This window comes from Mycobacterium sp. 1274756.6, assembly GCF_001668625.1.
Lineage (GTDB): Bacteria > Actinomycetota > Actinomycetes > Mycobacteriales > Mycobacteriaceae > Mycobacterium.
Genome location: NZ_LZLJ01000062.1, coordinates 160,783 through 185,284 on the forward strand (window position 1 = coordinate 160,783; position 24,502 = coordinate 185,284).

Sequence of the window (24,502 nt, forward strand, 5' to 3'; positions counted from 1 at the left end):
TCACGGCCCCTGGTCGAAGTGATACGGAATTACCAGCGGATTTCCCTGGTTGAACGGCCCGCCAGAGGTACACGGACTGGGAAGCTGCCCGATAGTCCGCCCCCACTGCATTTCCAGCTCGGTGAGGTTGCACTCCCACCGCGTGCCGGTGAAAAACGATGAATCGAGCCGACTCAAAGTCAAGTCGATAACGGCGGTGAGGTTCGCGTAATCGCCGCGGAACCAGTTCGATATGGTTTCCCGCGCGAACGGGTAGGTGCTGTAGAAGCCGACGGCTCGAGTAAGCGCTGGGCCCGCGTCGGCAAGGGACTTCAGAACCGGACCCAAGTCGTTGATCTCCTGAACCAGCGCGTCCTTGGTCTGGTCGATCGCATCGGCTGCCAAGGCACTTAGCTTGCCGACTTGGTCCGCGGCCTCGGTGATGTCGTGACGGTGGTCGCCAAGAACTGCGAGCGCCTTTGGAATCGTCTGTAGCGCTTTGGTTATCACCGGTTCTTGCGCCGCGAATTTGTCGACGAGTTCGTTCAGCTTGCCGACCGCGCCGATAATATCCTCGCTTTGGCTATTAGCGGTACCGACAAATATATCCAACTGGTTGATCAAGCCACGCAAATCGTCGTCCCGGCCGGTAAAAGCACTGGCCAGCGCCTCGGTGATGTCTTGCACGTGCACGACTCCACCACCATTGAGGAGTAGCGATACGGCAGTCAACGTCTGTTCTGTGGTCGGAAAACTCGCAGCGGCCGACAGGGGGATGAGGGAACCCTCACGCAATTTCCCTTCGGGACTCGCTTCCGTGGGCGGGGCCAGTTCAATATGCTGGGATCCCAACAAACTGGTCTGTCCCAACGCCGCGGTGGCGTTCGCGGGCAGGTCGACATTGCCGTTCAATCTGATGGTCAGCAACGCATGCCAGCCTTGACGTTCGATCTTGGCGACCGTCCCCACGTTGACGTCACCGACCCGAACCTGGTTGTTAGGCTGAAGATTGTTTACGTCGGGCAGTTGGACCTGCACCGTGTAGGAACCCGGACCTCGGCCTTCGGTTGCCGGCATCGGCAGTGAGTTCAGTCCGCGCCAGCCACATGAAGTCGCCATCACGGCACAGATTGCCAGGACCGTCGCTGTACCCACTCGCATGCGCCGGCGTCTCATGCGCCACCGTCCTGGGGGACCATCATCCCCGCCAAACCTGCGGACGGGTCGGTCGGCTCCGCGCCGATCATCTCGTCGGCGTGGGGTACGCCGGGCCGCGACTCGTCTTGAGCGGCCGCGGTGTCTCGGCGTGCAGCTATGTGATCGGGCCGTAGCCAATCTTCGCTATAGGTGAGTTCATTCGGGCGTGCGCTCGCTCCCACGAACAGGTTCTCGCCAAGCGGGAAAAAGTTGTACTGCCGATTTTTGATGATCGGGGCGAGGTATTGCACGCACAGCTTCGCCGATTGTTCGGCACCTTCGCGCGAGGCTGCTTGGATGGCCGAGCAGATGAACGAGATCGGGTCGCTCAGATTATTGGTTGACAACGCTCCGGAAAGCGTCCCCTGAGCCGGTTGATAAATATTGACGAAATCTTCGGCGACGGTCGGGGCCATGTGCAATAGCTGTTTCACATCGTCCAGGCTGTCGTTCAACGCGGCGGATACGGAAGTTAATTTGTCAGTCGTGAGTCCCAGCGCGTCTCTGTTTTCTGCGACGAACCCTTGCACGTCGGTCGCGGCCACCGCGAGAGCGGTAACGGCCTCTCCCACCTCTCCGGTATCGTTGGCCAGCACTGAACTTGCCGCTGCAAGATTCTGGTTCAGATGACGCAGAACCGTATCACTGTCCCGAAGCGCACCGACGAGGACGGATAAGTGCTTGATAGTTCCGAACAGGTCACCGCTATGATCTCCCAACGCGGATATGGCGGCCGACATTTCGACAAGTGCTGTGCGAATCGTCGCGCCGTTTCCACGCAGGTCCTCAGCGGAGGTACTGATTAGATTCCCTAATGGGCTCGTGCCACCCGACTCCGACGGTTGTAACATCTCCACCAATCGACCCAGTTCAGCGCGCACCTGGTCCCATTCGATCGGTACCACGGTCCTTTCCTGAGGAATTATCGAATGGTCCGCCAACGTGGGGCCGTCCGAGTAAACCGGCGTGAGTTGAATGGCGCGCGCCGTAACAAGCGCAGGCGACAGCACCACAGCCTTCACGTCGGCAGGAACCGGATAATCGTCGTCGACCCAGAAACTCACCTTCACGTGCTCCGGTTGCGCCTCGATGCCGGCCACCTTGCCTACCGGAACACCAAGAATCCGCACCTCATCCCCGACGAACAAGCCGTTGGCGTTGTCGAAGTACGCGACGAGGTGCGTTCGGCCGCCACCATGATGGATCTGCGCGGCCACGACGAGCCCGGCGATCAGGATGCTCGTCAGCAGGCCGGCCACCGCTCGTCTTGCAGTTCGTTGTGAGCGCATCATCCATCCCCTGATGTTGGCTGGCCGGGACTCCCCTCCAGGGGGTTACTGGATTCGGTGCTGGGCGCCGGTTGCGGTGACGCCGCATCCTCTGCTGGTGGCCCGGGCGGCGGCCCACCCGGCGCTGGGGCAGGACCCGGTTCGCGAAACGGATAGCATCCCGGGCCGGGAAGCGGGGCACCCGAAAGTCCGCACGGTTGATCCCCGACATTGCCGGAAATCGCCTCAGGAAGGGACATGCGCGGCTCCCCCGCTTGCCCGGTGCGGGGATACGGAACCGGCAAGGGCGGCGTCCCCGGTTGGCCGACCTGGGGGTCGGTTCGTTCCGCCGGTAGGAGCACGTTGGGGTCGAGGCCCAGATCAGAGAACGCAGCATCGACGAACGGCTGTACGAACTGCCCCGGCAGGAGGTTGACAATATAGGCTTTGAAGAACGGGCCTGAAGACACCGACTCCCCCAAAGCCATCGCATAGTCGCTGAACCGGGAGATCCACTCCTGTATCTGTGACCGATGACGGTCAACAGTCTCCAAGACGCCATTTAATTTGTCGACGGCCGGTCGTAAGGCCGCACGGTTCTCGCTTACGAAGGAACTGAGTTGCCGACTCGCCCGTGCGACATTGACGGAGATGCTGTCCAGGGCCTTCCGCTGAGTCAACAATTGTTCAAGAAGTTCGTTTGTGTCGCCAACCAGATTCACGATCTGATTGCTGCGCTCGGATAATACGGCCGTTGCCTTGCGGGCGTCCGTCAGCAGGTTTCGCAGTTCCGTATCGCGGATGTTGAGTGTTTTCGAGAAACGTGCGATCCCGCCCATGGCTTGGCCCAGATCGGTCGATACGCCACGAAATGTGTCAGCCAATACTTGGAGCGATTCCGATAATTGGTCGGTATCGAGTCCGCTGATAGCCACAGTCAAATCGCCGAGGGCATCCGGTAACTGGTACGCCGGCGTGGTGCGCTGAAGCGGTATTGCCGCCGACTGGTCCCCGTCCCCGCGGGGCGTGACGCTGAGATACTTCGTCCCCAACAGGCTTTTGGTCTTAACTGCCGCTTCGCTCAGTTCGCCGATACGAATCGATTTGTCAACAGTGAACGATACGATGACCGCTCGTCCATCTAGGGAAACTTTCTCCACCTTGCCCACCGGCATGCCGGCGACCTGAACTTCGGCCCCGGCTCTCAAACCGCCCGCTTCGGCAAAATACGCCGAATAGGCTTTCGTGGAAGAAATAATCGGTATGCGGTCGTAGTACCACGCCCCCAAAACGACAGCAACCGTGGCGACGATACCGACCATAGCGATGGTCAGCGGGTTCCGTTCTTCAAAAGATTTCACTTCGGCGTACACCTACCCGACGCCTGGCCGGCCAGCTTGACGTACACCGGCTGCCCACCCTTGCCGTTTACTTTGGCCAACATGTCGCATAGATAGAAGCTGAAGTAGTCGCCATTTAACGCTTGTCGATTAAGAACCCGAATCGGCTCCGGAAGGGTCGCCAGCAGATCGTCAAAGTAATCATGATCCGCCAACACGTTGGCGGCCGTGCGGTCAGTCTCTCTCACAACCGTCTGCCACGGTTCTCGCGCCTGCGATAGCAGGTCGGCGACTGACCCTGCGGCCGCATTGGCGTACGCCAACCCATTGCTCAGGTGCTCTTTTCGCTCAACCAGCCCTTCAACCAACAAGGCCAGCGACTCGACCCCTTGCGCGAATTCATCGCTATGATCCGCCACAGACCCAAGAACCGTATGCAGGTTCGTGATCACTTGCCCGATCAATGCGTCGCGGTCGGCCAGTGTGTGCGTCAACGCCGCCATCTGAGTTAATAATGATCCGACAGCAGCGCGTTGGCCCTGAAAGGCTGTGATCAACTGCTCCGCCAACGCATTTGCTTGTTCGGGATCAAGCGCACGGAACAGAGGCCGAAACCCGCCGATCAGCGCATCTAGATCTAACGCCGGCGCGGTGCGGTCCGAAGGTATCGTGCTACCCGGTTGAAGCTGGCCGGCTCCACCGACACCTTCTTCCAGCGCCAGGTATCGACCGCCGATCACGTTGTTCCAGCGGATTATCGCTCGACTCCCCTCAGTCAGAACGACCGAGTCTTCCGCGCTGAAGGTCACGCGCACGATCCCGTCATCGTGCAACCTCATGCCCTCGACCTTCCCGACCTCGACGCCACCGATCCGTACAAAATCGCCGGTTCGCAATCCGGTGACATCAGCGAATTCGGCGGTATAGGTGGTAGTAGCCGCAAATCTAAATTCCCCGAAGACCGCCAGCAGCGCAAACATCCCCGTTCCGGTGGCCGCGACGAACGCAACGACTCGCCACAGAACGCCCCTCATCGGTAACTTCACGGTGTCCTCTTCTTCTGCAGGCGGCTACATGATCACGGGTTATCGGACGGCCCCGGGTCTTGCGACTCCGGCGGACCGTCAGCGGGCGGCAGCCCGGGATACAGCGGTTCCCCTTCGGGGCCGTACAGCGAATCCGCCGGCGGGGGCTCCGCGCGGACCGGTGCCTGGCCATCCGGGCCCGGCGCAGGCGGGCCCGGATACCGGATGCGGGGTGGCTCTGGGACCGCCTTCGTCACGGGGAAGAAGTTGGCCCAGCCCGGGAACCCGATTCCCGGGTTGGGCCGCAGATCGATTCCTTGCCCAAAGCCGCTGTTTGTAACCAGGTGTCGCACCGGCCAATTCTTTGATACATCGGGGAGGGAACCGCATCCCGGTTTTCCTCCCGGGCCGCCTTTGGCGCCATGGATCGGCAGGTTCTCCGGGTATCGGTACGGATCGTCTCCGAGCAACAAAGCGGCGTCAACAATCAATGAGTAACCGTTTCGGCCGCCCATATACTCGGCTTGTCCGTACTCATCCTGCACCATTTTCGCGCCAACTAAGGTGCACGTCAGCGCGGGGTCGTACTTGTTCAGCAGCCCGATCGTCGGCTCAAGCGCGTTAATCCCGGTCACGAAATCGTCTTTACTCGGCGCAAAGACGTTGATCCCACTCCGAGCAAGACCGACCGTGGTTAGCAACAACCGGTCGAGGTCATCGGCGTGCGCCGTCAGAGTCGTGCTGGTGGTGCTAGCAGCCGACAGAATGTTCAGGATATGCTCTGCCGCTCCCTCGTACACATCGCTGAACTGCGCCAATGACTGCCAGTTCTGCCCGATTTGGTCGCCGCGTTCGTTGACGGCGGCCAACACCCGGTTGGCGGCAGTGGTCGCCTCACCGATCCGGTCTCCTTTGCCTCGTATCCCCTCTGCAACTGCCGCAAGGACTCCGTTAAGCTTCGCCGGGTCCACCCGGTCGATGACGCCGATGAGGTTTTGAAACAGCGTATTGACCTCTGCTGTGACGTTATCCGAACGCAGCACTGTATCCGCAACAATCTGATGCGGACTAGGATCGGATGGTGGAATTAATTCCACGTACTTCGCGCCGAAAACCGTGGTCACGGCAATACGCGCTCGAGTGTTGATCGGTATATATTTAACTTTGTCCGGATACAATTCGAGGCGGATACTCGCGGTCCGCCCGTCGCCCCTGATGTCGTTAACACGACCGACCTGCACGCCGCGAAGCTTTACTTTCGCATTCGGCTCCATGACCAGACCGGCGCGGTCTGCGGTTAATGTTACCGGAACGTATGACTGCAGCGATCCACTGAATGCCTTTCCGACCAGCCAGAACACCATGCCGACCGTCGTCACAAAGATCAGCGTCCACCAGCCGGGCGATACGCGCTGGCTATCCCTCGTGACGTCCATGGTCATCCCGCCAAGTTGAAGTTACCGGCCTGGCCGTAAACCGCCAGGGTGATGGCCACTGTGATTAAGACTGCGGTGATCAACGAGGCTCGCGTGGCGCGCCCAACCGCTTCGCCGACGCCGGCCGGACCGCCCGACGCAGTGAACCCGTAATAGGTATGCAGGAGCATGATCGCCACGGCGGCTATGGCGACCTGGACGAAGGACCATATAAGATCCATGCGGTTCAGAAATGTATTGAAATAATGATCGTAGACACCCGAAGATTGGCCATAGACCACAATAGTGCCGAAGCGCGCCGAAAAGAACGCCATCAGGACCGCGACGCAGTAAAGCGGAAGCACCACAATGAGACCGGCCAAGACGCGTGCTGACGCAAGATAGGCGACCGTTCGAACTCCGATTACCTCAAGGGCGTCGATCTCTTCGTTAATCCGCATGGCACCGAGCTGTGCGGTAGCGCCGGCGCCAATCGTCGCAGCGAGAGCAAACTCCGCAGTCAAGGGTGCGATGACCCGCACATTGAAATAGGCGGAGGCAAACCCTGTCAGGGCCTCGACGCCGACCTCCGAGAACTGGTTGAAGCCCTGTGCGGCGACAATCGCACCCGTGGTCAACGTGAGAAAGGCAACGATCACGATCGTTCCGCCGATCATCGCGAGTGCGCCGATCCCCAAGCTCATGTGAGCGACGAGGCGTACCAGTTCGATCTGATAGCGTGCGATCACGTCACGGGTCGAAGTGAGAGTCTTGACGTGAAATTGCACCTGGGTTCCGATGTTGTTCCATCGGATGCGGAGCCGCTGCCAGATCGCCCTCGATCGAGCATATGGGTAGCCCGAGACGATACTCATGGCGCGACCCGAAAGCTTATCGCTGTGACTAATATGTTGATCAGAAACAATGCCATAAAAGAGAAGACAACGGTCTCGTTGACAGCGTTTCCGACACCGGCGGGGCCGCCGGCAACGGTGGTGCCCAAATAACAAGCGATCAAGCCGGAAGTGAGTCCGAACAACGCGGCTTTGACAAAGCACACGATTACGTCGAATATTCCGGTGAGCAAGGTTAAACCCGAGACGAACGCTCCGGGCGTGACATTTTGAAAATAGACAGAAAATATAAAAGCGCCGAATAGGCCGACGATACAGACGAGCGACGACAACAACAGAGCTACCACCGTCGCAGCGAGCACCCGCGGCACTACCAGGGCCTGAATCGGGTTGATCCCCATCACCCGCATCGCGTCGAGCTCCTCGCGAATCGTGCGCGCGCCCAGGTCGGCACAGATCGCAGTAGCCCCCGCTCCCGCAACGACGAGAACCGTGGCGACCGGGCCGATCTGCAAGATTGTGGCTAACGCCGCGCCCGTCCCAGCGAAATCTGTCGCGCCGAATTCACTCAGCAGGATGTTGAACAGGAAGTTCGCCAGGACGACGAAAGGAATCGATAGCAACAGGGTCGGGATCAACGACACCCGCGCAACGAACCAGGTCTGATAGAGGAATTCACGCCACGGCAACGGAGAGCGCGTGGCCTGCACCGCCGTGTCGAGCGACATCGCGAAGAAGCCACCGATCGCTCGAACCGGGGCGCCGGCTCTGGTGGCGTTAAACATCGCATCCCTTACGAGCCGGCGTCTGCCGTCCGGCGAGCGGTAGTTGACGACCGACGTTGACGACCGTGGCTGCGGCGGCTCTACGCATCGAGGACGCACCGCCTGTTGCTGTTCGCCGAGCGCACATCGGCCTCCCGTCCGTGACGTTCCTCGCTTCGCAGCGCGGTCAGTGACCTCCAACACGATTCTAATCCTGATTAGACAAGACGACGCCGAAAGTTGCAAGCCCGGCCGTCGCTGCGTACCAGCCGGAGTCGGGAGCTCCACGGTGGAGGCCTGAACAATGCAGTGCGCGAGCTAACTTAGGCGAACTAGCGGACCGGAAGAGTTGTCTGGCGAAGCGTGATCGAAGGAACCCGGATAGCCAACGAGCGTGCTTATCCGGCATGAAAAACAACTTTGTAGGAGCCTTGGTGGAGCGGGGCCATCCGTCGTCTCGGCCGAGGTGGGAAACGATGCGGACCCGTCGCAGTCGGCTGCCCGTCGGGCCGCCCGCAAACGCACGCCAATAGGTCGTTTCCGGGTCGAACGTCGCGACACCGCACCCTGGCTCTGACGCGCGGCGTCGCGCCGCCGACGCCCGACAGGAGGGCGGTCCTGTCCAGCTCTGCTTAGCCATGCCGCCGGAGCGGTCTCTAGACCGAGCTACGCCGGTGTGTCAGCCGGCCTTATCGAAAAGGCGCGTGATCAGCTTCTGTCGTGTCGCCCAGTCCGCACCGCGCAGGTCGGCATAGCCATGTTCGGTGACGATGATTTCGACGTCATGCGCCGGCGTAGACGCAGGTCGGCTCAGGTGGTCCACGAGCGGGGACCGGTTATGCAGGCGTGACGGAACTGCGATGATGGATAGTCCATCGCGGTGCAATCGTGCCGCGCTGCAGTAGTCGGGATGCCCTCCGATGCCACCGACCACCTTGTTGCCGATGCCTTCCACGTTGATCTGACCGACCCGGTCGATCTCGACAGCCGTGTTGACCGCGATAAACGGGGCATCGCAGGCCAATCGGTTGATGTTGTGGGTGTGCTCGATACTCCTCAACACAGGTCGGCGGTCTGCCCACCGGTAGAGTTGCTGGCCGCCCAACAGATACGTCGCCGACGGAACGCCGAGGAGTAACCCCCGCCGGTCCAGATCAACGACTGCATCGGTCAGCAAACCTGTGTCGATCTGAAGGGGTACTGTCGTGCGCCGCAATAGCGCAGTACCCAATTGGCCCGGACCGCACTGGATTCGGGCACCTGATGGCACCCATTGGAGGACTCGATCAGCCAACTCGTCGTGTACGGGATCAGGCGGCACAGAGGGCACTTCCGCTGGTCTACATGCTGCGATTCCAACGATCTTGACTTGGCTGACCGGGATGGGCTTCTCGGCGCTCGCAACCGGCGCGGTACGATCGAGCACCGCCCAGACCGGCACACCAGCATCAACCATTGCTCTCTGCCAAGACACCTCCGTGCAGAAGCGCAAGCCCTCGCCGTCCTCCGCCATTCGGGTGATCAACACGTCCGGCCGCAGGTGTCCCGCAAGCAGTCCGGGAATCGCCGCCATACTGGTCGGAACTGCCCGGACCATCGGGCTTGGGAGTAGTTTTCGCGTGCCCCAGCCCGGCATCAAGCTAATGACCTCGGCGAATGCGTCCGCCTCAAGCCCGTGTGGCGCCGTGGGCATCCACCCTAGAATTAGCGATACGCCGCCTCTTTCACGCGCAGCCATGCTCAACGTGCGACATACATCGGTGCCGTCGGCAAGCGTTCTCAACGCCCCGACGCCGTCTCCGAGCGCAATCCTGTACCCGCTGCGAAGCGTACGTCGAAGCATCTCCAGGAGCTCGTTGCGTTCCATCACGCAAGGGCCATTTCGCCCCGCAGCCGGGCGTGGGACCGTGAGCGCCGGCTCGTAAGGCTTGAGTCAGCGGAACGACGGAGCGGGATCCGGCACAGTCCCCTGTTGCCGTCGGGGTCTTCAGTCATCGATCGACAGTGCCCCGGTCGGGCAGTTCCGCACGGCTTCCTCGGCGGCCGCCAGGTCGGCTGCACCCGGGCTTGTATTGATTACGTGCGAGTAGCCGTCGTCGCCGATTCGGAACACTTCAGGCGCAGTCATCTCGCAAAGGCCGATACCTTGACACTTGGTTCGGTCCACTCGGATTGCCATCAGAACAATCTCCTCAATACATTAATCGTGTATCCGGCGCAGTCGTGCAACACAAGCCTGACCGCCCGGCTACCCGCGGCCGAAGCTTCGGACTCTCCCATTCGGCTCCGAATACGGCTCCGGCACAGTGACGTAACGACTTTTCCTCGCCCCAGACCCTTTCTGTCTCAACCAACGCTGGCCCGGCCGTACGGACCCCCAGGTTCTACGCGGCTCAAATTCACGGTTCGAGATCGTCGTCGCGGCAAGCAACCTCAGCCTCCGCCCGCCCGCCACAACACCAGCTGAGGTCCTTCCACTTCATCGCGTCGGCTTATTTTTGAATCCATTTTAAACGCTATCACGATTATTCGTCGAACAGGCCGGTGGCCCGGCCCAGGGCCGCGGCGGCCGTCTGACGCAGCCCGGCGATGATCGACGCGACCGGCGGCGCGTCGCGCACCTGACCGACCCCCTCGCCGACGATCACCGCGGCGGTGTCGAAATCCTCGGTGGCGACCGCACGGTCATAGGCGTCTCGCGCTTCGGGCAGCACCGCCCGCAGTTCGTCCTCACGCCCGTGCCAGCGGCGGGTGGTGTCGTTGCCCAGCGTGCGGATGCCGTAGCCCGGCGGCCAGTCCCGACCGCGAAGCAGGTCGAACACCGCCGAGCGGACCGTCTCGTCGCCGCCGGCCGCGGCCGCGCGCCGCTGCGCCGCCCGGCTGACCAGCGCTTCCCGGCTGGACCAGAACCGCGTCCCCATCAACACGGCGTCGGCGCCGAGCACCAGCGCAGCCGCCAGCCCGCGGCCATCGACGATCCCGCCGGCGGCGAGCAGCGGCAAACCCGGGCGCCGGTCCGCGATCAGCCCGGCGACCTCGGGAACCAAGGTGACGGTGGACCGCTGCCCGGTGCCGTGCCCGCCGGCGGCATCGCCTTGCGCGATCACCGCGTCGATGTCGAGGTCCAGGGCGGCCGCGGCCCCGGCCACCGAATGCACCTGCAGGACCACCTTGCGTCCCGCGTCGCGGATCTGCGGGATGAACTCTCCCGGGTCGCCGAAGGACAACATGATCGGGTCGGCGCCCGCCCCCAGCGCCGCAGCCAGCAGCGACGGGTCCTGCCGCAGGCTCCAGGTGATGAAACCGCAGCCGACCCGCTGATCCGCGGCGTTGGCCAGCTCGTCGCGCAACCACCGGTGATCGCCGTAGCCGCCGCCGACGACGCCCAGCCCGCCGGCCGCACTGACCGCGGCGGCGAGCCGGCCACCGCTGACCCCCGCCATCGGCGCGAGCATGACCGGCACGTTGACCCCGAAGGTCGAGCAGAAGCGGTTCTGCCCCATGCCGCCCCTTCCGGCCCGCCGCCCGCCTAGACCATCGCCCGGCGGCCCGCGAACGCCCGGCCCAAAGTCAGTTCGTCGGCGAATTCCAGGTCTCCGCCCATCGGCAGTCCCGAGGCCAGCCGGGTGACGGTGAGACCGGGGATGTCGCGCATGATGCGCACCAGGTAGGTGGCGGTGGCCTCGCCCTCGGTGTTGGGGTCGGTGGCGATGATGACCTCGGTGACGTCCACCCCGTCGACCCGCTCGCCGAGGCGGTTGAGCAACTCCCGGATGCGCAACTGATCCGGCCCGATACCGGACAGCGGGTCCAGCGCCCCGCCGAGCACGTGGTAGCGGCCGCGGAACTCCCGGGTGCGTTCGATGGCCTGTACGTCGCGGGGTTCCTCGACCACGCAGATCTGGCTGGCGTCGCGGCGCGGGTCACCGCAGATACGGCAGCGCTCGGCGTCGGCGACATTGCCGCAGACCTCGCAGAACTGCACCCCGTCGCGCACCCGGGTCAGCACCGCGGTGAGCCGGTCGATCTCCGGCGGCTCCACGGTCAGCAGGTGGAACGCGATGCGCTGGGCGCTTTTGGGCCCGATGCCGGGCAGCTTGCCCAGCTCGTCGATCAGGTCCTGGACCGGCCCCTCAAACATGCCGGCTCACATCAGGGCTTCGGCATGCCCAGCGCGTCGCCCATGCCGCCGGCCAGCGGACCGAGCCGCTGCTGGGCCAGCGCGGTCACCTTCGCCGAGGCGTCGGCCAGCGCTCCCACGATCAGGTCCTGCAGGGTCTCGATGTCCTCGGGGTCGACGACCTTGGGGTCGATGGTCATCGCGACCACCTCGCCGCTGCCCTTGACGGTGGCCTGCACCAGCCCACCGCCGGCCTGGCCGTGGACATCGGTGTTGGCCAGCTCCTGCTGCGCGGCGATGAGCTGCTGCTGCATCTGCTGCGCCTGGGCGAGCAACGCCGACATGTCGGGTTGGCTTCCGGGTTGCATGGCAGTCCCCTTGCGTCTTGGTCTCGACTTGGTTTCGCCTTGGAATCAAGGTCGGTTCGAAGTCTCCAGCCTAGACGCCGGCGGGCTACCGTGGCGCCGTGCGTGCACCAGTTCTCCCGCGTGTCGGAGTCGCGATCCTCTCCGGCCTGCTCGCCGTCGCCACGGTGGCGCTGCCGGCGCGGGCCGTCGCCGCGCCCAACGTCGCAGGCAAGATCGTGTTCCTCGACCCGGGGCACAACGGCGCCAACGACGCCTCGATCAACCGGCAGGTGCCCACCGGCCGCGGCGGCACCAAGGACTGCCAGACCAGCGGCACCAGCAGCGACGACGGCTACCCCGAACACACGTTCACCTGGGAGACCACCCTGCTGATCCGCCAGATGCTCACCCAGCAGGGGGTGCGCACCGCGCTGTCCCGCGGCAACGACAACGCCGTCGGCGCCTGCGTCGACGAGCGCGCCGCCATGGCCAACCGGCTGCGCCCCAACGCGATCGTCTCCATCCACGCCGACGGCGGCCCCAGCACCGGGCGCGGCTTCCACGTCAACTACTCCGCGCCGCCGCTGAACCAGGCCCAGGCCGGTCCGGCGGTGCAGTTCGCCCGGGTGATGCGCGACCAACTGGCCGCCTCGGGCATCCCGCCGGCCACCTACATCGGCGAGAACGGCCTGAAGGGCCGCTCGGATCTGGCCGGGCTGAACCTGGCGCAGTTCCCGTCGATCCTGGTGGAGTTGGGCAACATGAAGAACCCCGCCGATTCGGCGTTGATGAAGACCCCGGCGGGCCGGCAGAAGTACGCCGAGGCGGTCACCCGCGGCATCATCAGCTACCTGAGCGCGCAAGCGGCCTGAGCCGGCCGGGTTTAGCCCTCGACTTCCTTCTTGAGGTTGTCGAGCAACTCGCCCTGGATGCGTTTGAGGCCGAGCGGGGCGAAGATGCCCTCGAAGAAGCCCTTCACCCCGCCGGCACCGGTCCAGGTGGTGGTGAGGGTGACGCTGCAGCCCGGGCCCGCCGGGGCGACGGTCCAGTTCATCACCATCGTGGAGTTGGCGTCCTTCTCGATGACGGCGTGCCCGGCCACGTCGACATTGACCTGCACGTCGCGGACCCGTGATTTGGTGGCTTGCAGTCGCCAGGCGGCGACCGTGCCCTGCCCCTGGCCGCCCTCGAGCACCTGGTAGTCGCTGTAGGCGGCGGGCAGGATCCGCGGCCGGACCTTCTGGTAGTCGGCGACCGCGTCGAGTACCGGCGCCACCTCGGCGTTGATCAACACGGTGCTGGCGGCACTGACCTGTCCCATCGGGTGAATCTCCTGTCGTCACGGGTGCGACGGCGCCACGGCCGCTCGCGGGCCGCCCGGCATCCGTGCACAGCCCGCGGCCCGCGACTAGCGTATATGCGGTGGGGATCAGGGCAGGAGCGGGCGAGGCGGCGCACGCGGCGGGGGTGCAGCGACTACTCGACAGCTACCGTGCCATTCCCGCCGCCGCGCCGGTACGGCTGGCCAAACCGACCTCGAATCTGTTCCGCCACCGCACGAAGGTCGCCGCGCCGGGGTTGGACACCTCCGGACTGACCGACGTGGTGGCGGTGGACTCGAAAACCCGCACCGCCGACGTGGCCGGGATGTGCACCTACGAGGATCTGGTCGCCGCGACCCTGCCCTACGGGCTGTCGCCGCTGGTGGTGCCGCAGTTGAAGACCATCACCCTCGGCGGCGCGGTCACCGGGCTGGGCATCGAGTCGGCGTCGTTTCGCAACGGGCTGCCGCACGAGTCGGTGCGGGAGATGGACGTGCTGACCGGCGCCGGTGAGTTGCTCACCATCTCCCCCGACGCGCACCCCGATCTGTTCCGGGCCTTCCCCAACTCCTACGGCACCCTCGGGTATGCCACCCGGCTGCGCATCGAACTGGAGAGCGTCGAACCGTTCGTGACGCTGCACCACATCCGGTTCCATTCCGTGCCCGAGCTCATCGCGGCGGCCGAACGGGTCATCGACACCGGCGGGTTCCACGGCCGACGGGTCGACTACCTCGACGGGGTGGTGTTCAGCGCCCAGGAGAGTTACCTGTGCCTGGGGATCCGGACCGCCACGCCCGGCCCGGTCAGCGACTACACCGGCCAGGACATCTACTACCGGTCGATCCAGCACCCGGACGGGATCCGCGACGACCGACTGACCATCCATGACTACTTCTGGCGCTGGGACACCGACTGGTTCTGGTGCTCGCGCGCCTTCGGGGCACAGAACCCGCGGGTGCGACGCTGGTGGCCGCGCCGCCTGCGCCGCAGCAGCGTCTACTGGAAGCTGATCGGCTACGACCAGCGGTTCGCTATCGCCGACCGCATCGAGCGGCTCAACGGGCGCCCACCGCGGGAGCGGGTGGTGCAGGACATCGAGGTGCCCATCGAGCGCTGCGCGGAGTTCTTGACCTGGTTTCTCGACACCATCCCGATCGAGCCGCTGTGGATCTGCCCGCTGCGGCTGCGTGACTCCGCCGCGTGGCCGCTGTATCCACTGCGACCTGGCCACAGCTACGTCAACGTCGGGTTCTGGTCGTCGGTGCCGGCCGGCGGCACGCCCGGCGCGACCAACCGGCTCATCGAGGCCAAGGTCAGCGAGCTGGGCGGCCACAAATCGTTGTATTCCGAATCCTTTTACGGGCGTGAGGAATTCACCGACCTCTACGGCGGTGAGACCTACCGGACGGTGAAGAAGACCTACGATCCCGACGGACGATTACTCGATCTCTACGCCAAGGCGGTGCAGCGACGGTGACCACGTTCAAGCAGCCCACCGGAACGAGGGGCCGGCTGAGCCTCGCGGAGATCGTCGAGATCTTCGCCCAGGGCGGTCGACTGCCGTTGAAGTTCACCGCCTACGACGGCAGCGTCGCCGGCCCCGCGGACGCCGAACTGGGACTGGACCTGCTGACCCCGCGCGGGGTCACCTATCTGGCCACCGCCCCCGGGGATCTGGGTCTGGCGCGCGCCTACATCGCCGGTGACCTGCAGACCCACGGGGTGCATCCGGGCGACCCGCACAGACTGCTGCACGCCTTGGCCGACCGGCTGGAGTTCAACCGGCCGCCGGCGCTGGTGATGGCCAACATCATCCGCTCCATCGGCCTGGAACGGCTGATCCCGGTGGCCCCGCCCCCACAGGAGGCCCGACCGCGGTGGCGGCGCGTGATCGAGGGATTGCGGCACTCCAAAACCCGTGACGCCGAGGCCATTCACCACCACTACGACGTCTCCAACACCTTCTACGAATGGGTGCTGGGCCCGTCGATGACCTACACCTGCGCGCTCTACCCGCACCCCGACGCGACGCTGGAGGAGGCCCAGGAGAACAAGTACCGGCTGATCTTCGACAAGCTGCGGCTGAAGCCCGGGGACCGGCTGCTCGATGTCGGCTGCGGCTGGGGCGGCATGGTGCGCTACGCCGCGCGCCGCGGGGTGCGGGCCATCGGCGCCACCCTCTCGGCCGAACAGGCCCAATGGGCGCGCCAGGCCATCGCCGCCGAGGGGTTGGGCGAGCTCGCGGAGGTGCGCCACTGCGACTACCGCGATGTCGGCGAAGCCGGATTCGACGCGGTTTCCTCGATCGGGTTGACCGAGCACATCGGGGTGGCCAACTACCCGGCCTACTTCGGTTTCCTGCATGCCAAGCTGCGTACCGGCGGGCTGCTGCTCAATCACTGCATCACCCGCCGCGACAACACCCACACGTTCAGCGCCGGCGGGTTCATCGACCGCTACGTGTTCCCCGACGGGGAGCTCACCGGTTCGGGGCGCATCGTCAGCGCGATCCAGGACGTCGGCCTGGAGGTGCTGCACGAGGAGAACCTGCGCCACCACTACGCGTTGACGCTGCGCGACTGGTGTTCAAACCTGGTGGCGCACTGGGATGATGCGGTCGCCGAGGTGGGGCTGGCCACCGCCAAGGTGTGGGGTCTGTACATGGCCGGCTCACGGGTCGGGTTCGAGCACAACGCCATCCAGCTCCACCATGTGCTGGCGGTCAAGACCGACGAGCGCGGCCACGACGGCGGACTGCCGCTTCGACCCTGGTGGCAGCCGTAGTCACGCTGCTTCGGCCCATGTCGCGGGGCTGAGCGAACGGCCACCACAAACTCGGCGCTGCCGGTACCGTCGGTGGAATGCGGCCGAAGAGCTGGCGATGCTGATCGCGTCGTTGCGCGACCTGCAGTGGCGCAGGCGGCGGTTCGTCATCGCCATCGTGGGCACCGCGACGGTCTTCGCGATGACGCTGATCCTCACCGGACTGGCCAACGGCTTCAGCGCCGAGGCGCAGCGCAGCGTCGACTCGATGGGCGTCGACACCTTCGTGATCAAATCCGGGTCGGTCGGGCCGTTTCTGGGCTCCGGACGCTTCGCCCAGGCGGATGTGGCGGTGATCGCGAAAGTGCCGGGCGTGGAATCGGCGACCCCGCTGGTCTACGCCGCGGCCATCCTGCAGGACCGGCACGGGCCGCAGAACGTCAACGTGTTCGGTGCGCCGGACCGGGGCCCGGGCATGCCGCAGGTGCAGTCCGGCCGGGTGCCGACCTTGCCGGGCGAGGCCGCCGTCTCGACCACGCTGGGCCGTTCCGTCGGCGAGACGCTGGAGATCAACTCGCGGCAGCTGCGCATCGTCGGGCTCGTCGACAACTCCACCGCGCTGGCCGGGCAGGCCAACGTGTTCATGACCGTCATCGGCGCGCAGCGCCTGCTGTTCTCCGGACAATCGCTGATCTCGTCGGTGGCGGTGGTCGGCGACCCGCAGCAAATGCCGGCCGGCTACCGGCTGATCGATCGGGCCGGCGCCGTCGACGACATGGTGCGGCCCCTGCACGGCGCCTACACCGCCATGTCGTACATGGCGGTGCTGCTGTGGCTGGTGGCGGTGCTCATCGTCGGGTCGCTGATCTACCTGTCGGTGCTCGAGCGCACCCGCGACTTCGCGGTGTTCAAGGCGATCGGGGTGCCGACCCGGTCGGTGCTGGCCGGCCTGGCGCTGCAGGCGGTGATCGTGGCGGTGGTGGCGGCGCTGCTGGGCGGGCTGCTCTCGCAGGTGCTCGGCCCGCTGTTCCCGATGCGGGTGCTGGTTCCCGCCTCGGCCTACACCCTGCTGCCGGTGGTCGCGGTGGTCATCGGGCTGCTGGCCACCGGGGCGGGGCTGCGCCGCACCGTGCGCATCGATCCGGCGTTGGCGTTCGGAGGGCCGTGACCGTGGGTGATCTGCGCATCAAGGACCTGGTGGTCGAGTACTCCAGCGCCGGTTACGCGGTGCGGCCCATCGACGGGCTGGATCTGGAGGTGGCCGCCGGATCGCTGGTGATCCTGCTCGGGCCCAGCGGGTGCGGCAAGACGACGCTGCTGTCGTGTCTGGGCGGCATCCTCAGCCCCACCTCGGGGCGCATCGAGTTCGGCGACATCGACGTCACCGGCCTGGACCGTCGGCAGCTGGCCCGCTATCGGCAGAACACGGTGGGCATCGTGTTCCAGGCGTTCAACCTGGTGCCCAGCCTCACCGCGTTGGAGAACGTGGTCGTGCCGCTGCGGGCCTCGGGCATGCCGTTGCGAGCGGCGCGGCGCCGGGCCGCGGAGTTGCTGGAGCGGGTGGGGCTGGGCGATCGGGCCCAGCACCGGCCGGGCGATCTCTCCGGCGGCCAGCAGCAGCGGGTGGCGGTGGCCCGCGCGATCGCCCTGGACCCGCCGCTGATCCTGGCCGACGAGCCGACCGCGCACCTGGACTTCATCCAGGTGGAGTCGGTGTTGCGGCTGATCCGGGAACTGGCCGACGGTGACCGGGTGGTGGTCGTGGCCACCCACGACACCCGCATCCTGCCGCTGGCCGACCGGGTGGTGGAACTGGTGCCGCACTTCACCGGCCTGGATCGGCCGCCGGAGGCCGTCGCGCTGACCGCCGGGGAGGTGCTGTTCGAGCAGGGCACCGTCGGGGACCTGATCTATGTGGTCGAGCGCGGCGAGCTCGAGGTGGTGCGGGAGCTGGCCGACGGCGGTGAGGAGCCGATCACGGTGGCCACCGCCGGGGAGTACTTCGGGGAGATCGGGCCGCTGTTCGCGATGCCGCGCTCGGCGACGGTGCGGGCGCGCACCGACGCGACCCTGACCGCCTACACGGTGCAGGCGTTCCGCGAGCGCCTCGGCAACGCCGGGGTGCGCGACCTCATCGAGCACCGCGAGATCGACGAGATGAACCGCACCGACGACGAGGGCGCCGGATCCGACGGGTAGCCGGCGCTACTGCGGGTCGATGGGCCGGGCGCCGAGCTCACTCTGCAGCAACTGCAGCGCGGCTTCCTCCGGGTCGACGCGGGGGGTGTCCGGGTCGGCCTGGCCGGCCTCGGCGAGCATGCTGTCCTCTTCGGCGCGCTGGGCGGCCCGCTGCTCGGCGGCGCGCTGCTCCGCTCCGGCGTCGACCGGCGGGGCCGCCTCGACCGGGTCGGGGAGCCCATACTCGCAGCGCACCCGCCAGTTGACCCCCAGCGCGTCCTTGAGGGCCTCGGCGATCACGTCGGTGTTGCGCTGCTCGCACAGGCGTTTGGCCAGCGGCTCGGATTCATGGGCCAGCACCAAGGTGGTGCCGTCCACCGCGCGCACGGTGGCCCCGGCCAGCATCACCTCGGTGGTGCGGCTGCGCTGGCGCACCTTCTCGCGCACCGTGGTCCACATCGAGCGGACCGCGGCGACGTCGGGCTGACCCGGCGCGCCGGCCGGTGCGGCCGCCGGCGCGGGCCGCGACACCGGCGGAGGCTCCGGCGGCGAAGCCGGCGCGGTGGGCTCGGGCCGGGGTTCGGGCTGGGTGGCCGGAGCCGGTTCGGGGGCCGGTTCAGCGACCGGCTCGGGGGCCCGGTCAGGGACCGGCTCGGGGGCCGGTCGGGTCGGTGCGCTCTGGGAGGGACGGGTGAACTGCCGGCCCGGCGTCGGCGCGGCACCGGGCGTCTCCGCGTCGGCCGGGATGGACATCTCCAGGCGGGCTTCGATCCGTTCGATGCGCTGCAGCAGCGCCGCCTCGGTGTCGGCCGCCGACGGCAGCAGCAGCCGGGCGCAGATCACCTCCAGCAGCAGCCGCGGGGCGGTCGCGCCGCGCATCTCCCCCAGCCCGGCTTGCACCACCTCGGCGTAGCGGGTCAGGGTGCCCATCCCGATCCGGGCGGACTGCTCGCGCATCCGCTCCAGCACGTCCTCGGGCGCGTCGACCACGCCCTTGGCGGCCGCATCCGGCACCGCCTGCAGCACGATCAGGTCGCGGAAGCGCTCCAGCAGGTCGGTGGCGAACCGGCGCGGGTCGTGGCCGGCGTCGATCACCGCCTCGATCGCCCCGAACAGGGTGGCGGCGTCCCCGGCGGCCAGGGCGTCGACCGCGTCGTCGATGAGCGCCGCGTCGGTGGCGCCCAGCAGACCCAACGCCCGCTGGTAGGTGACCCGGCTGCCGTCCGCGCCGGATTCCGACCCGGCCAGCAACTGGTCGAGCACCGACAGCGTGTCGCGCGGTGAGCCGCCGCCGGCGCGGATCACCAGCGGGTAGACCGCGTCGTCGATCCGGACGTTCTCCTGCGCGCAGATCCGGTCGACCAGCTCGCGCATGGTCCGCGGCGCCAGCAGCCGGAACGGGTAGTGGTGGGTGCGCGAGCGGATGGTGGGCAGCACCTTCTCCGGTTCGGTGGTGGCGAACACGAAGATCAGGTGATCCGGGGGCTCCTCGACGATCTTGAGCAAGGCGTTGAACCCGGCCGTGGTGACCATGTGCGCTTCGTCGACGATGAAGATGCGGTAGCGGGACTGGGCCGGGGCGTAGAAGGCGCGGTCGCGCAGTTCGCGGGTGTCGTCGACACCGCCGTGGCTGGCCGCGTCGAGTTCGACCACGTCGATGCTGCCGCCGCCGTTGGGGGCGAGCGCGACGCAGGAGTCGCACTCCCCGCACGGGGTCGGGGTCGGGCCGGCCGCGCAGTTCAGCGAGCGCGCCAGGATGCGCGCCGAGGAGGTCTTGCCGCAGCCGCGCGGTCCGGAGAACAGGTAGGCGTGGTTGATCCGACCGGAGTTCAGCGCCGTCGACAGCGGCTCGGTGACGTGTTCCTGCCCCACCACCTCGGCGAACGTTGCCGGTCGGTACTTGCGGTAGAGGGCCACGTCAGAAGGCTACCCAGCCGGACCGACGGCGCCCGAGAGGGTTGCTGTCGACGAGCCCCGGGAAGGTTGCCGGGCGCGCGAGTGAAGCTTGTCGACGCGCCAGTGAAGCTCCACGGTGGCCGGATCGCGGGCAGATTCAATTGTCTATTGCAACGTGCCAAGGTTTTGGAGGTTGCAATGCCGAGTGGTTATCCGCATTCGTTAGCGACGCGCCGGGCGTTGTTCGACCGGGTGTGTCAGGGCGAATCGTTGTACACCGCATCTCAAGACATGCGCGTGTCAGCTACGGCTGCCAGCCATTGGTGGCGTCAAGCTGGGGCGATGAAGCTGATCAAGGGTGGTAAGAGCGCGCTACGCGGCGTCGTTGACGCCGGTGATCTCGATAGCCCGGGAGGGCGCGGTCATCGACTCAACCTCGACGAACGCATCGCGATCATGCGGGGACTCGACGCCGGGCTGACCTACGAGCAGATCGGTCAGCAACTCAGCCGCGACCGCTCGGTGGTGTGGCGCGAAGTCCAGCGCAACCGCAACGCCGACGGCGACTATCACGCCCGAATGGCCCATGCCCGAGCAGCCCAGAGGGCGAGGCGACCGAAAACTTTCAAACTGCAAAACCGCGACTTGTGCGCGGCCGTCGAGAACTGGATGGACGACGGGTGGAGCCCGAAGCTGATCGCCGACATGTTGGCCCGTGATCACCCCGATGACAGGCTGGCACGGGTGAGCCACGAAACCATCTACCAGTGTCTTTATGTCCAAGGCCGCGGCCGGTTGCGCGCCGATCTCAACAAGTGCTTGTCAACCAAACGTGCAGCCCGCAAGCACCGCGGCAGAGCCGAGCGCCGCGGGAAGTTCAGTGACGTGATCACTATCAGCCAGCGCCCCGCCGAAGCTGACGATCGTGCCGTGCCCGGGCACTGGGAAGGTGACTTGATCTTGGGCGCCGGGTGCGCCAGCGCGATCGGCACCCTGGTGGAACGCAGCACCCGGTTCACCATCTTGTTGCACCTGCCCAACGACCACACCGCCGATTCGGTGGCCGCCGCCATGATCGAGGCGATGAATGAGCTGCCAGCTCATCTACGTCGCACCATCACGTGGGACCGCGGCAGGGAAATGGCCGCCTGGCACGACATCAGCCTGCAACTACACGCCCCGGTGTATTTCTGCGACCCCCGATCACCATGGCAGCGGGGCAGCAACGAGAACACGAACCGACTGCTGCGGTTCTGGTTCGAAAAAGGCACCGACCTCAGCGGCTACACCAAAGCTGATCTCAAACGGGTCCAAGACAAGCTCAACAGCCGGCCCCGCCCAACCCTCGACTTCGACACCCCCGCCCAGCGGCTCACCGCACTACTCGACAAAGCCGCCGCCTAGCCGTTGCACCCACCACTTGACTTTGCGGCGATCTGAGCGCCGTGAGTCTTCACTCGCGGCGGCGCCGGGGGCGCGGTGACGCCGACTCAGCTCGCCAGCGACTCGGTCGCGGCCTGCAGCGCGCAGGTCGCCAAGCCGTCGATCGCCTCGCGCAGATCGGCCAGCGACGGGAAGGTCGGGGCGATGCGGATGTTGGTGTCGTCGGGGTCGCGGCGGTAGGGAAACGACGCCCCGGCCTCGGTGACCGCGATCCCGGCGTCCTTGGCCAGCGTCACGGTGCGCCGCGCGGTCCCCGGCAGCACATCGAGGCTGACGAAGTAGCCGCCGCTCGGGCGGGTCCAGGACGCGATCTTGGCGTCGCCGAGGCGCTCCTCGAGGATCTCCTGCACCAGCGCGAACTTGGGTGCCAGGATCTCGCGGTGGCGCATCATGTGCAGCCGCACCCCGTCGGCGTCGCCGAAGAAGCGCAGGTGGCGCAGCTGGTTGACCTTGTCCGGCCCGATGGTCTTCTTGGCGGCGTACTGCAGATACCAGGCGATGTTGCCCAGCGAACCGCCGTAGAAACTCACCCCGGCACCGGCGAAGGTGATCTTGGAGGTGGACGCGAACACGTGCGGCCGGTTGACGTTGCCCGCCGCCTCGGCCAGCCCGAGCACGTCGACCTGGCGGGGGAACTCGGTGGTCAGGGTGTGCACCGCGTAGGCGTTGTCCCAGAACAGCCGGAAGTCGGGGGCGGCGGTGCGCATCTGCACCAGCCGGCGCACGGTCTCCCAGGAGTAGGTGACGCCGGTGGGGTTGCCGAACACCGGCACGCACCACATGCCCTTGATGGCCGGGTCGGCGGCGACGAGTTCCTCGATCAGGTCGACGTCGGGGCCGTCGTCGCGCATCGGGACAGTCACCATCTCGATGCCCAGTGTTTCGGTGATCGCGAAGTGCCGGTCGTAGCCGGGTGCCGGGCACAGGAACTTGACGACCGGCTCGTCCTGCCACGGCCGCGGCGAGTCCGGCCCGCCGTGCAGCATCGAGTAGACGACCACGTCGTGCATGAGTTCCAGGCTGGCGTTGTTGCCGGCGATGAGGTGGGCGACCGGGATGTGCAGCAGTTCGCCGAAGATCGCGCGCAGTTCGGGCAGCCCGTGCAGGCCGCCGTAGTTGCGGGTGTCGGTGCCGTCGTCGTCGCGGTAGTCCTCGCCGGGCAGGCTCAGCAGGGCGTTGGACAGGTCGAGTTGCTCGGGGGCGGGTTTACCGCGGGTCAGGTCCAGCGCCAGCTTCTTGGCCTGCAGCTCGGCGTAGTCCTGCTGGTGGCGGCTGTGTCGAGCCGCGAGTTCGTCGGGGCTGAGTGCGCTGAACGCCACCTTGCACCTCTCACCTTGGGTTACACACCTGGGATACCGCGGCTCCGGCGTAGGGGACCCCGCGCACCCGCCAGAGCCCGTTGACCCTTGCTGCCTTCCGGCCCTGGGGGAGTTCACAGGATGGACGCCGCGCGGGGTCCTCTGGCGAGTGTAGTACCCGTGCTGACGGCGGCTCGGAACCCGCCCGTCGGCGCCCGCCTCGCCCGGTCGGGCCGCGGCGGGAGTCTCCGATAGAATGTCCCGCGGAGGATTCGCCTAGTGGCCTATGGCGCTCGCCTGGAACGCGGGTTGGGTTAATAGCCCTCGCGGGTTCAAATCCCGCATCCTCCGCGCGAGTCTGAGGGCGGCCAAACGAGGAAAGTGCGGTTTGGCCGCCCTCAGCCTGACTCGATCAGACCCGAACAGATCCTGCAGGAGGAGCCTTGGGACGCCTGACCGTGGTGCTGGCCCACGCGCTGTCCTCGCTGGCCGCCGCGGCGCTGTTCTTCCTGTTCGTGCTGCCCCGCTGGTGGGAGCTGACCGGCAGCGTCACCCCCACCTGGGGCACCGTGCTGCGCATCCTCACCGGACTGGTGGTGGCGTTGGCCGCCGTGCCGGTGCTGCTGAGCCTGCTGCGCGCCCGCCGACCCGAGTTCGGCACCCCGCAACTGGCGTTGACGCTGCGCGGCGTGTCGATCGGCGGGCACCTGGTGGCGGCCGTGGCGATCATCGCGACGGCGATCAGCGAGATCTGGCTCTCCCTCGACGACGTCGGGCAGTGGCTGTTCGGCGTCTACGGCGCGGCGGCGGCGATCGCGGTGCTCGGCATCGCCGCGTTCTACCTGTCGCTGCTGGCTGAGCTGCCCGCCCCGCCGCCCAAACCGATCAAGCCGAAGACGCCGCGGCAGCGGCGCCGCCGCAAGACGACGGACGCGAGCGAGGAGCCGGAGGCGACCGGGGAGGCGGCCGACCCGCACGAGCTCACCGAGTCCGCAGCGACCGAACTCGACACCACCGAACCGGCAGCCGACGACACCGTCAGCGCGGCCACCGCGGATGCGGACACGGTGGTCGCCGAGACCGCGGCCGACAAGGACGCCGAGGCGACCGTCGCGGCCGAGACCGCAGCCACCGAGACCGACAGCGCCGATGCCAAGACGACCGCGGCGCTGCGCAACCGGCGACCGGCCGGCAAGTCGGCGCGGCGACGCCGCACCCGCGGCGGGGACAGCGCCCGCGACGAAGCACAAAACAACGCCCAAGACGAAGCCACCGACAGCGCGGACTGAG

General features: G+C 66.3%; 22 protein-coding genes, 1 tRNA gene and 1 other RNA gene. 8 read left to right on the forward strand and 16 right to left on the reverse strand.

The genetic code is table 11. The features are described from left to right. The 12 genes from A5643_RS09220 to A5643_RS09260 all read right to left on the reverse strand — a co-directional run bounded on the left by A5643_RS09220 (position 1) and on the right by A5643_RS09260 (position 12,330). Positions 1-1,155 (reverse strand): virulence factor Mce family protein, encoded by a 1,155-nt coding sequence (locus A5643_RS09220; RefSeq protein ID WP_066854130.1) that lies wholly within the window; start codon positions 1,153-1,155, stop codon positions 1-3. After that, positions 1,152-2,468 carry an MCE family protein gene (locus A5643_RS09225; protein ID WP_066854132.1) on the reverse strand — a complete coding sequence of 439 codons (1,317 nt, stop codon included), beginning with the start codon at positions 2,466-2,468 and terminating at the stop codon, positions 1,152-1,154. Before A5643_RS09225 ends, A5643_RS09220 begins: the two co-directional genes overlap by 4 nt. Continuing rightward, positions 2,465-3,817, reverse strand: a complete 1,353-nt coding sequence (locus tag A5643_RS17750; protein ID WP_156628697.1) for an MCE family protein — start codon at positions 3,815-3,817, stop codon at positions 2,465-2,467. The genes A5643_RS09225 and A5643_RS17750 overlap by 4 nt, the downstream gene beginning before the upstream one ends. Continuing rightward, the gene (locus tag A5643_RS09230; RefSeq protein ID WP_502686230.1) at positions 3,802-4,830 is read right to left on the reverse strand and encodes an MCE family protein; all 1,029 of its coding nucleotides are present in this window, start codon (positions 4,828-4,830) and stop codon (positions 3,802-3,804) included. Before A5643_RS09230 ends, A5643_RS17750 begins: the two co-directional genes overlap by 16 nt. Before the next feature lie 32 nt (positions 4,831-4,862). Then, entirely contained in the window at positions 4,863-6,251 is a 1,389-nt protein-coding gene (locus A5643_RS17755) for an MCE family protein (RefSeq protein ID WP_231995508.1), read from the reverse strand. Beyond that, complete coding sequence (locus A5643_RS09235; protein WP_066854136.1) at positions 6,248-7,099, reverse strand: ABC transporter permease; 852 nt, start codon at positions 7,097-7,099, stop codon at positions 6,248-6,250. The genes A5643_RS17755 and A5643_RS09235 overlap by 4 nt, the downstream gene beginning before the upstream one ends. Beyond that, positions 7,096-7,863, reverse strand: a complete 768-nt coding sequence (locus A5643_RS09240) for an MlaE family ABC transporter permease (RefSeq protein ID WP_066854138.1) — start codon at positions 7,861-7,863, stop codon at positions 7,096-7,098. Before A5643_RS09240 ends, A5643_RS09235 begins: the two co-directional genes overlap by 4 nt. A gap of 658 nt (positions 7,864-8,521) precedes the next feature. Continuing rightward, positions 8,522-9,709: an acetyl-CoA hydrolase/transferase C-terminal domain-containing protein gene (locus A5643_RS09245; protein WP_066854294.1), complete on the reverse strand. Its 1,188-nt coding sequence runs from the start codon at positions 9,707-9,709 to the stop codon at positions 8,522-8,524. Positions 9,710-9,829: 120 nt separating this feature from the next. Then, positions 9,830-10,021: a ferredoxin gene (locus tag A5643_RS17760; RefSeq protein WP_082948850.1), complete on the reverse strand. Its 192-nt coding sequence runs from the start codon at positions 10,019-10,021 to the stop codon at positions 9,830-9,832. A gap of 346 nt (positions 10,022-10,367) precedes the next feature. Beyond that, a complete protein-coding gene (locus A5643_RS09250; protein WP_066854140.1) occupies positions 10,368-11,345 on the reverse strand; it encodes an NAD(P)H-dependent flavin oxidoreductase in 978 nt (325 codons plus the stop codon). Between the two features lie 26 nt (positions 11,346-11,371). Continuing rightward, the gene (recR, locus tag A5643_RS09255) at positions 11,372-11,983 is read right to left on the reverse strand and encodes a recombination mediator RecR (RefSeq protein WP_066854142.1); all 612 of its coding nucleotides are present in this window, start codon (positions 11,981-11,983) and stop codon (positions 11,372-11,374) included. A gap of 11 nt (positions 11,984-11,994) precedes the next feature. Beyond that, entirely contained in the window at positions 11,995-12,330 is a 336-nt protein-coding gene (locus A5643_RS09260; protein WP_082948851.1) for a YbaB/EbfC family nucleoid-associated protein, read from the reverse strand. A gap of 98 nt (positions 12,331-12,428) precedes the next feature. Between A5643_RS09260 and A5643_RS09265 the strand changes: the two genes are divergently transcribed. Beyond that, entirely contained in the window at positions 12,429-13,181 is a 753-nt protein-coding gene (locus A5643_RS09265; RefSeq protein WP_066854145.1) for an Rv3717 family N-acetylmuramoyl-L-alanine amidase, read from the forward strand. Positions 13,182-13,192: 11 nt separating this feature from the next. Here A5643_RS09265 and A5643_RS09270 read toward each other — a convergent pair whose 3' ends face one another. Continuing rightward, entirely contained in the window at positions 13,193-13,630 is a 438-nt protein-coding gene (locus A5643_RS09270) for an SRPBCC family protein (RefSeq protein WP_066854146.1), read from the reverse strand. Between the two features lie 101 nt (positions 13,631-13,731). Between A5643_RS09270 and A5643_RS09275 the strand changes: the two genes are divergently transcribed. The 4 genes from A5643_RS09275 to A5643_RS09290 all read left to right on the forward strand — a co-directional run bounded on the left by A5643_RS09275 (position 13,732) and on the right by A5643_RS09290 (position 18,596). Then, a complete protein-coding gene (locus A5643_RS09275) occupies positions 13,732-15,111 on the forward strand; it encodes an FAD-binding oxidoreductase (protein WP_066854147.1) in 1,380 nt (459 codons plus the stop codon). Then, on the forward strand, positions 15,108-16,418 hold the full coding sequence (locus A5643_RS09280; RefSeq protein ID WP_066854148.1) for a class I SAM-dependent methyltransferase: 1,311 nt from the start codon (positions 15,108-15,110) through the stop codon (positions 16,416-16,418). The genes A5643_RS09275 and A5643_RS09280 overlap by 4 nt, the downstream gene beginning before the upstream one ends. Positions 16,419-16,515: 97 nt before the next feature. Then, complete coding sequence (locus A5643_RS09285) at positions 16,516-17,565, forward strand: ABC transporter permease (protein WP_066854150.1); 1,050 nt, start codon at positions 16,516-16,518, stop codon at positions 17,563-17,565. A gap of 2 nt (positions 17,566-17,567) precedes the next feature. Then, positions 17,568-18,596, forward strand: a complete 1,029-nt coding sequence (locus A5643_RS09290) for an ABC transporter ATP-binding protein (RefSeq protein WP_066854296.1) — start codon at positions 17,568-17,570, stop codon at positions 18,594-18,596. Positions 18,597-18,602: 6 nt separating this feature from the next. Here A5643_RS09290 and A5643_RS09295 read toward each other — a convergent pair whose 3' ends face one another. Beyond that, positions 18,603-20,492: a DNA polymerase III subunits gamma/tau gene (locus A5643_RS09295; protein WP_066854152.1), complete on the reverse strand. Its 1,890-nt coding sequence runs from the start codon at positions 20,490-20,492 to the stop codon at positions 18,603-18,605. Positions 20,493-20,669: 177 nt separating this feature from the next. Here A5643_RS09295 and A5643_RS09300 point away from each other — a divergent pair, with 177 nt between their 5' ends. Next, on the forward strand, positions 20,670-21,875 hold the full coding sequence (locus tag A5643_RS09300; protein ID WP_066854154.1) for an IS30 family transposase: 1,206 nt from the start codon (positions 20,670-20,672) through the stop codon (positions 21,873-21,875). Positions 21,876-21,961: 86 nt separating this feature from the next. Here A5643_RS09300 and A5643_RS09305 read toward each other — a convergent pair whose 3' ends face one another. Both A5643_RS09305 and ffs read right to left on the reverse strand, forming a co-directional pair. Further along, positions 21,962-23,233: an aspartate aminotransferase type Ic gene (locus tag A5643_RS09305; RefSeq protein ID WP_066854155.1), complete on the reverse strand. Its 1,272-nt coding sequence runs from the start codon at positions 23,231-23,233 to the stop codon at positions 21,962-21,964. Between the two features lie 48 nt (positions 23,234-23,281). After that, an RNA gene (gene ffs, locus A5643_RS09310) (signal recognition particle sRNA small type) lies at positions 23,282-23,376 on the reverse strand. A 101-nt stretch (positions 23,377-23,477) separates the two neighbouring features. On the opposite strand from ffs, the gene A5643_RS09315 reads away from it, so the two are divergent. Both A5643_RS09315 and lucA read left to right on the forward strand, forming a co-directional pair. After that, a tRNA-Ser gene (locus A5643_RS09315) sits at positions 23,478-23,563 on the forward strand. A 92-nt stretch (positions 23,564-23,655) separates the two neighbouring features. Then, a complete protein-coding gene (gene lucA / locus A5643_RS09320; protein ID WP_066854156.1) occupies positions 23,656-24,501 on the forward strand; it encodes a lipid uptake coordinator LucA in 846 nt (281 codons plus the stop codon). The last annotated feature ends 1 nt before the right edge of the window (position 24,502 follow it).

Excerpts from the sequence above, each read along its gene's own strand:
- A5643_RS09225 (WP_066854132.1), bottom strand. The coding sequence starts at position 2,468 with ATGATGCGCTCACAACGAACTGCAAGACGAGCGGTGGCCGGCCTGCTG.
- A5643_RS09250 (WP_066854140.1), bottom strand. The coding sequence starts at position 11,345 with ATGGGGCAGAACCGCTTCTGCTCGACCTTCGGGGTCAACGTGCCGGTC.
- A5643_RS09235 (WP_066854136.1), bottom strand. The coding sequence starts at position 7,099 with ATGAGTATCGTCTCGGGCTACCCATATGCTCGATCGAGGGCGATCTGG.
- A5643_RS09240 (WP_066854138.1), bottom strand. The coding sequence starts at position 7,863 with ATGTTTAACGCCACCAGAGCCGGCGCCCCGGTTCGAGCGATCGGTGGC.
- A5643_RS17755 (WP_231995508.1), bottom strand. The coding sequence starts at position 6,251 with ATGACCATGGACGTCACGAGGGATAGCCAGCGCGTATCGCCCGGCTGG.
- A5643_RS17760 (WP_082948850.1), bottom strand. The coding sequence starts at position 10,021 with ATGGCAATCCGAGTGGACCGAACCAAGTGTCAAGGTATCGGCCTTTGC.
- recR (WP_066854142.1), bottom strand. The coding sequence starts at position 11,983 with ATGTTTGAGGGGCCGGTCCAGGACCTGATCGACGAGCTGGGCAAGCTG.
- A5643_RS09245 (WP_066854294.1), bottom strand. The coding sequence starts at position 9,709 with ATGGAACGCAACGAGCTCCTGGAGATGCTTCGACGTACGCTTCGCAGC.
- A5643_RS09285 (WP_066854150.1), top strand. The coding sequence starts at position 16,516 with ATGCTGATCGCGTCGTTGCGCGACCTGCAGTGGCGCAGGCGGCGGTTC.
- A5643_RS09300 (WP_066854154.1), top strand. The coding sequence starts at position 20,670 with ATGCCGAGTGGTTATCCGCATTCGTTAGCGACGCGCCGGGCGTTGTTC.
- A5643_RS09220 (WP_066854130.1), bottom strand. The coding sequence starts at position 1,155 with ATGAGACGCCGGCGCATGCGAGTGGGTACAGCGACGGTCCTGGCAATC.
- A5643_RS09260 (WP_082948851.1), bottom strand. The coding sequence starts at position 12,330 with ATGCAACCCGGAAGCCAACCCGACATGTCGGCGTTGCTCGCCCAGGCG.
- A5643_RS09270 (WP_066854146.1), bottom strand. The coding sequence starts at position 13,630 with ATGGGACAGGTCAGTGCCGCCAGCACCGTGTTGATCAACGCCGAGGTG.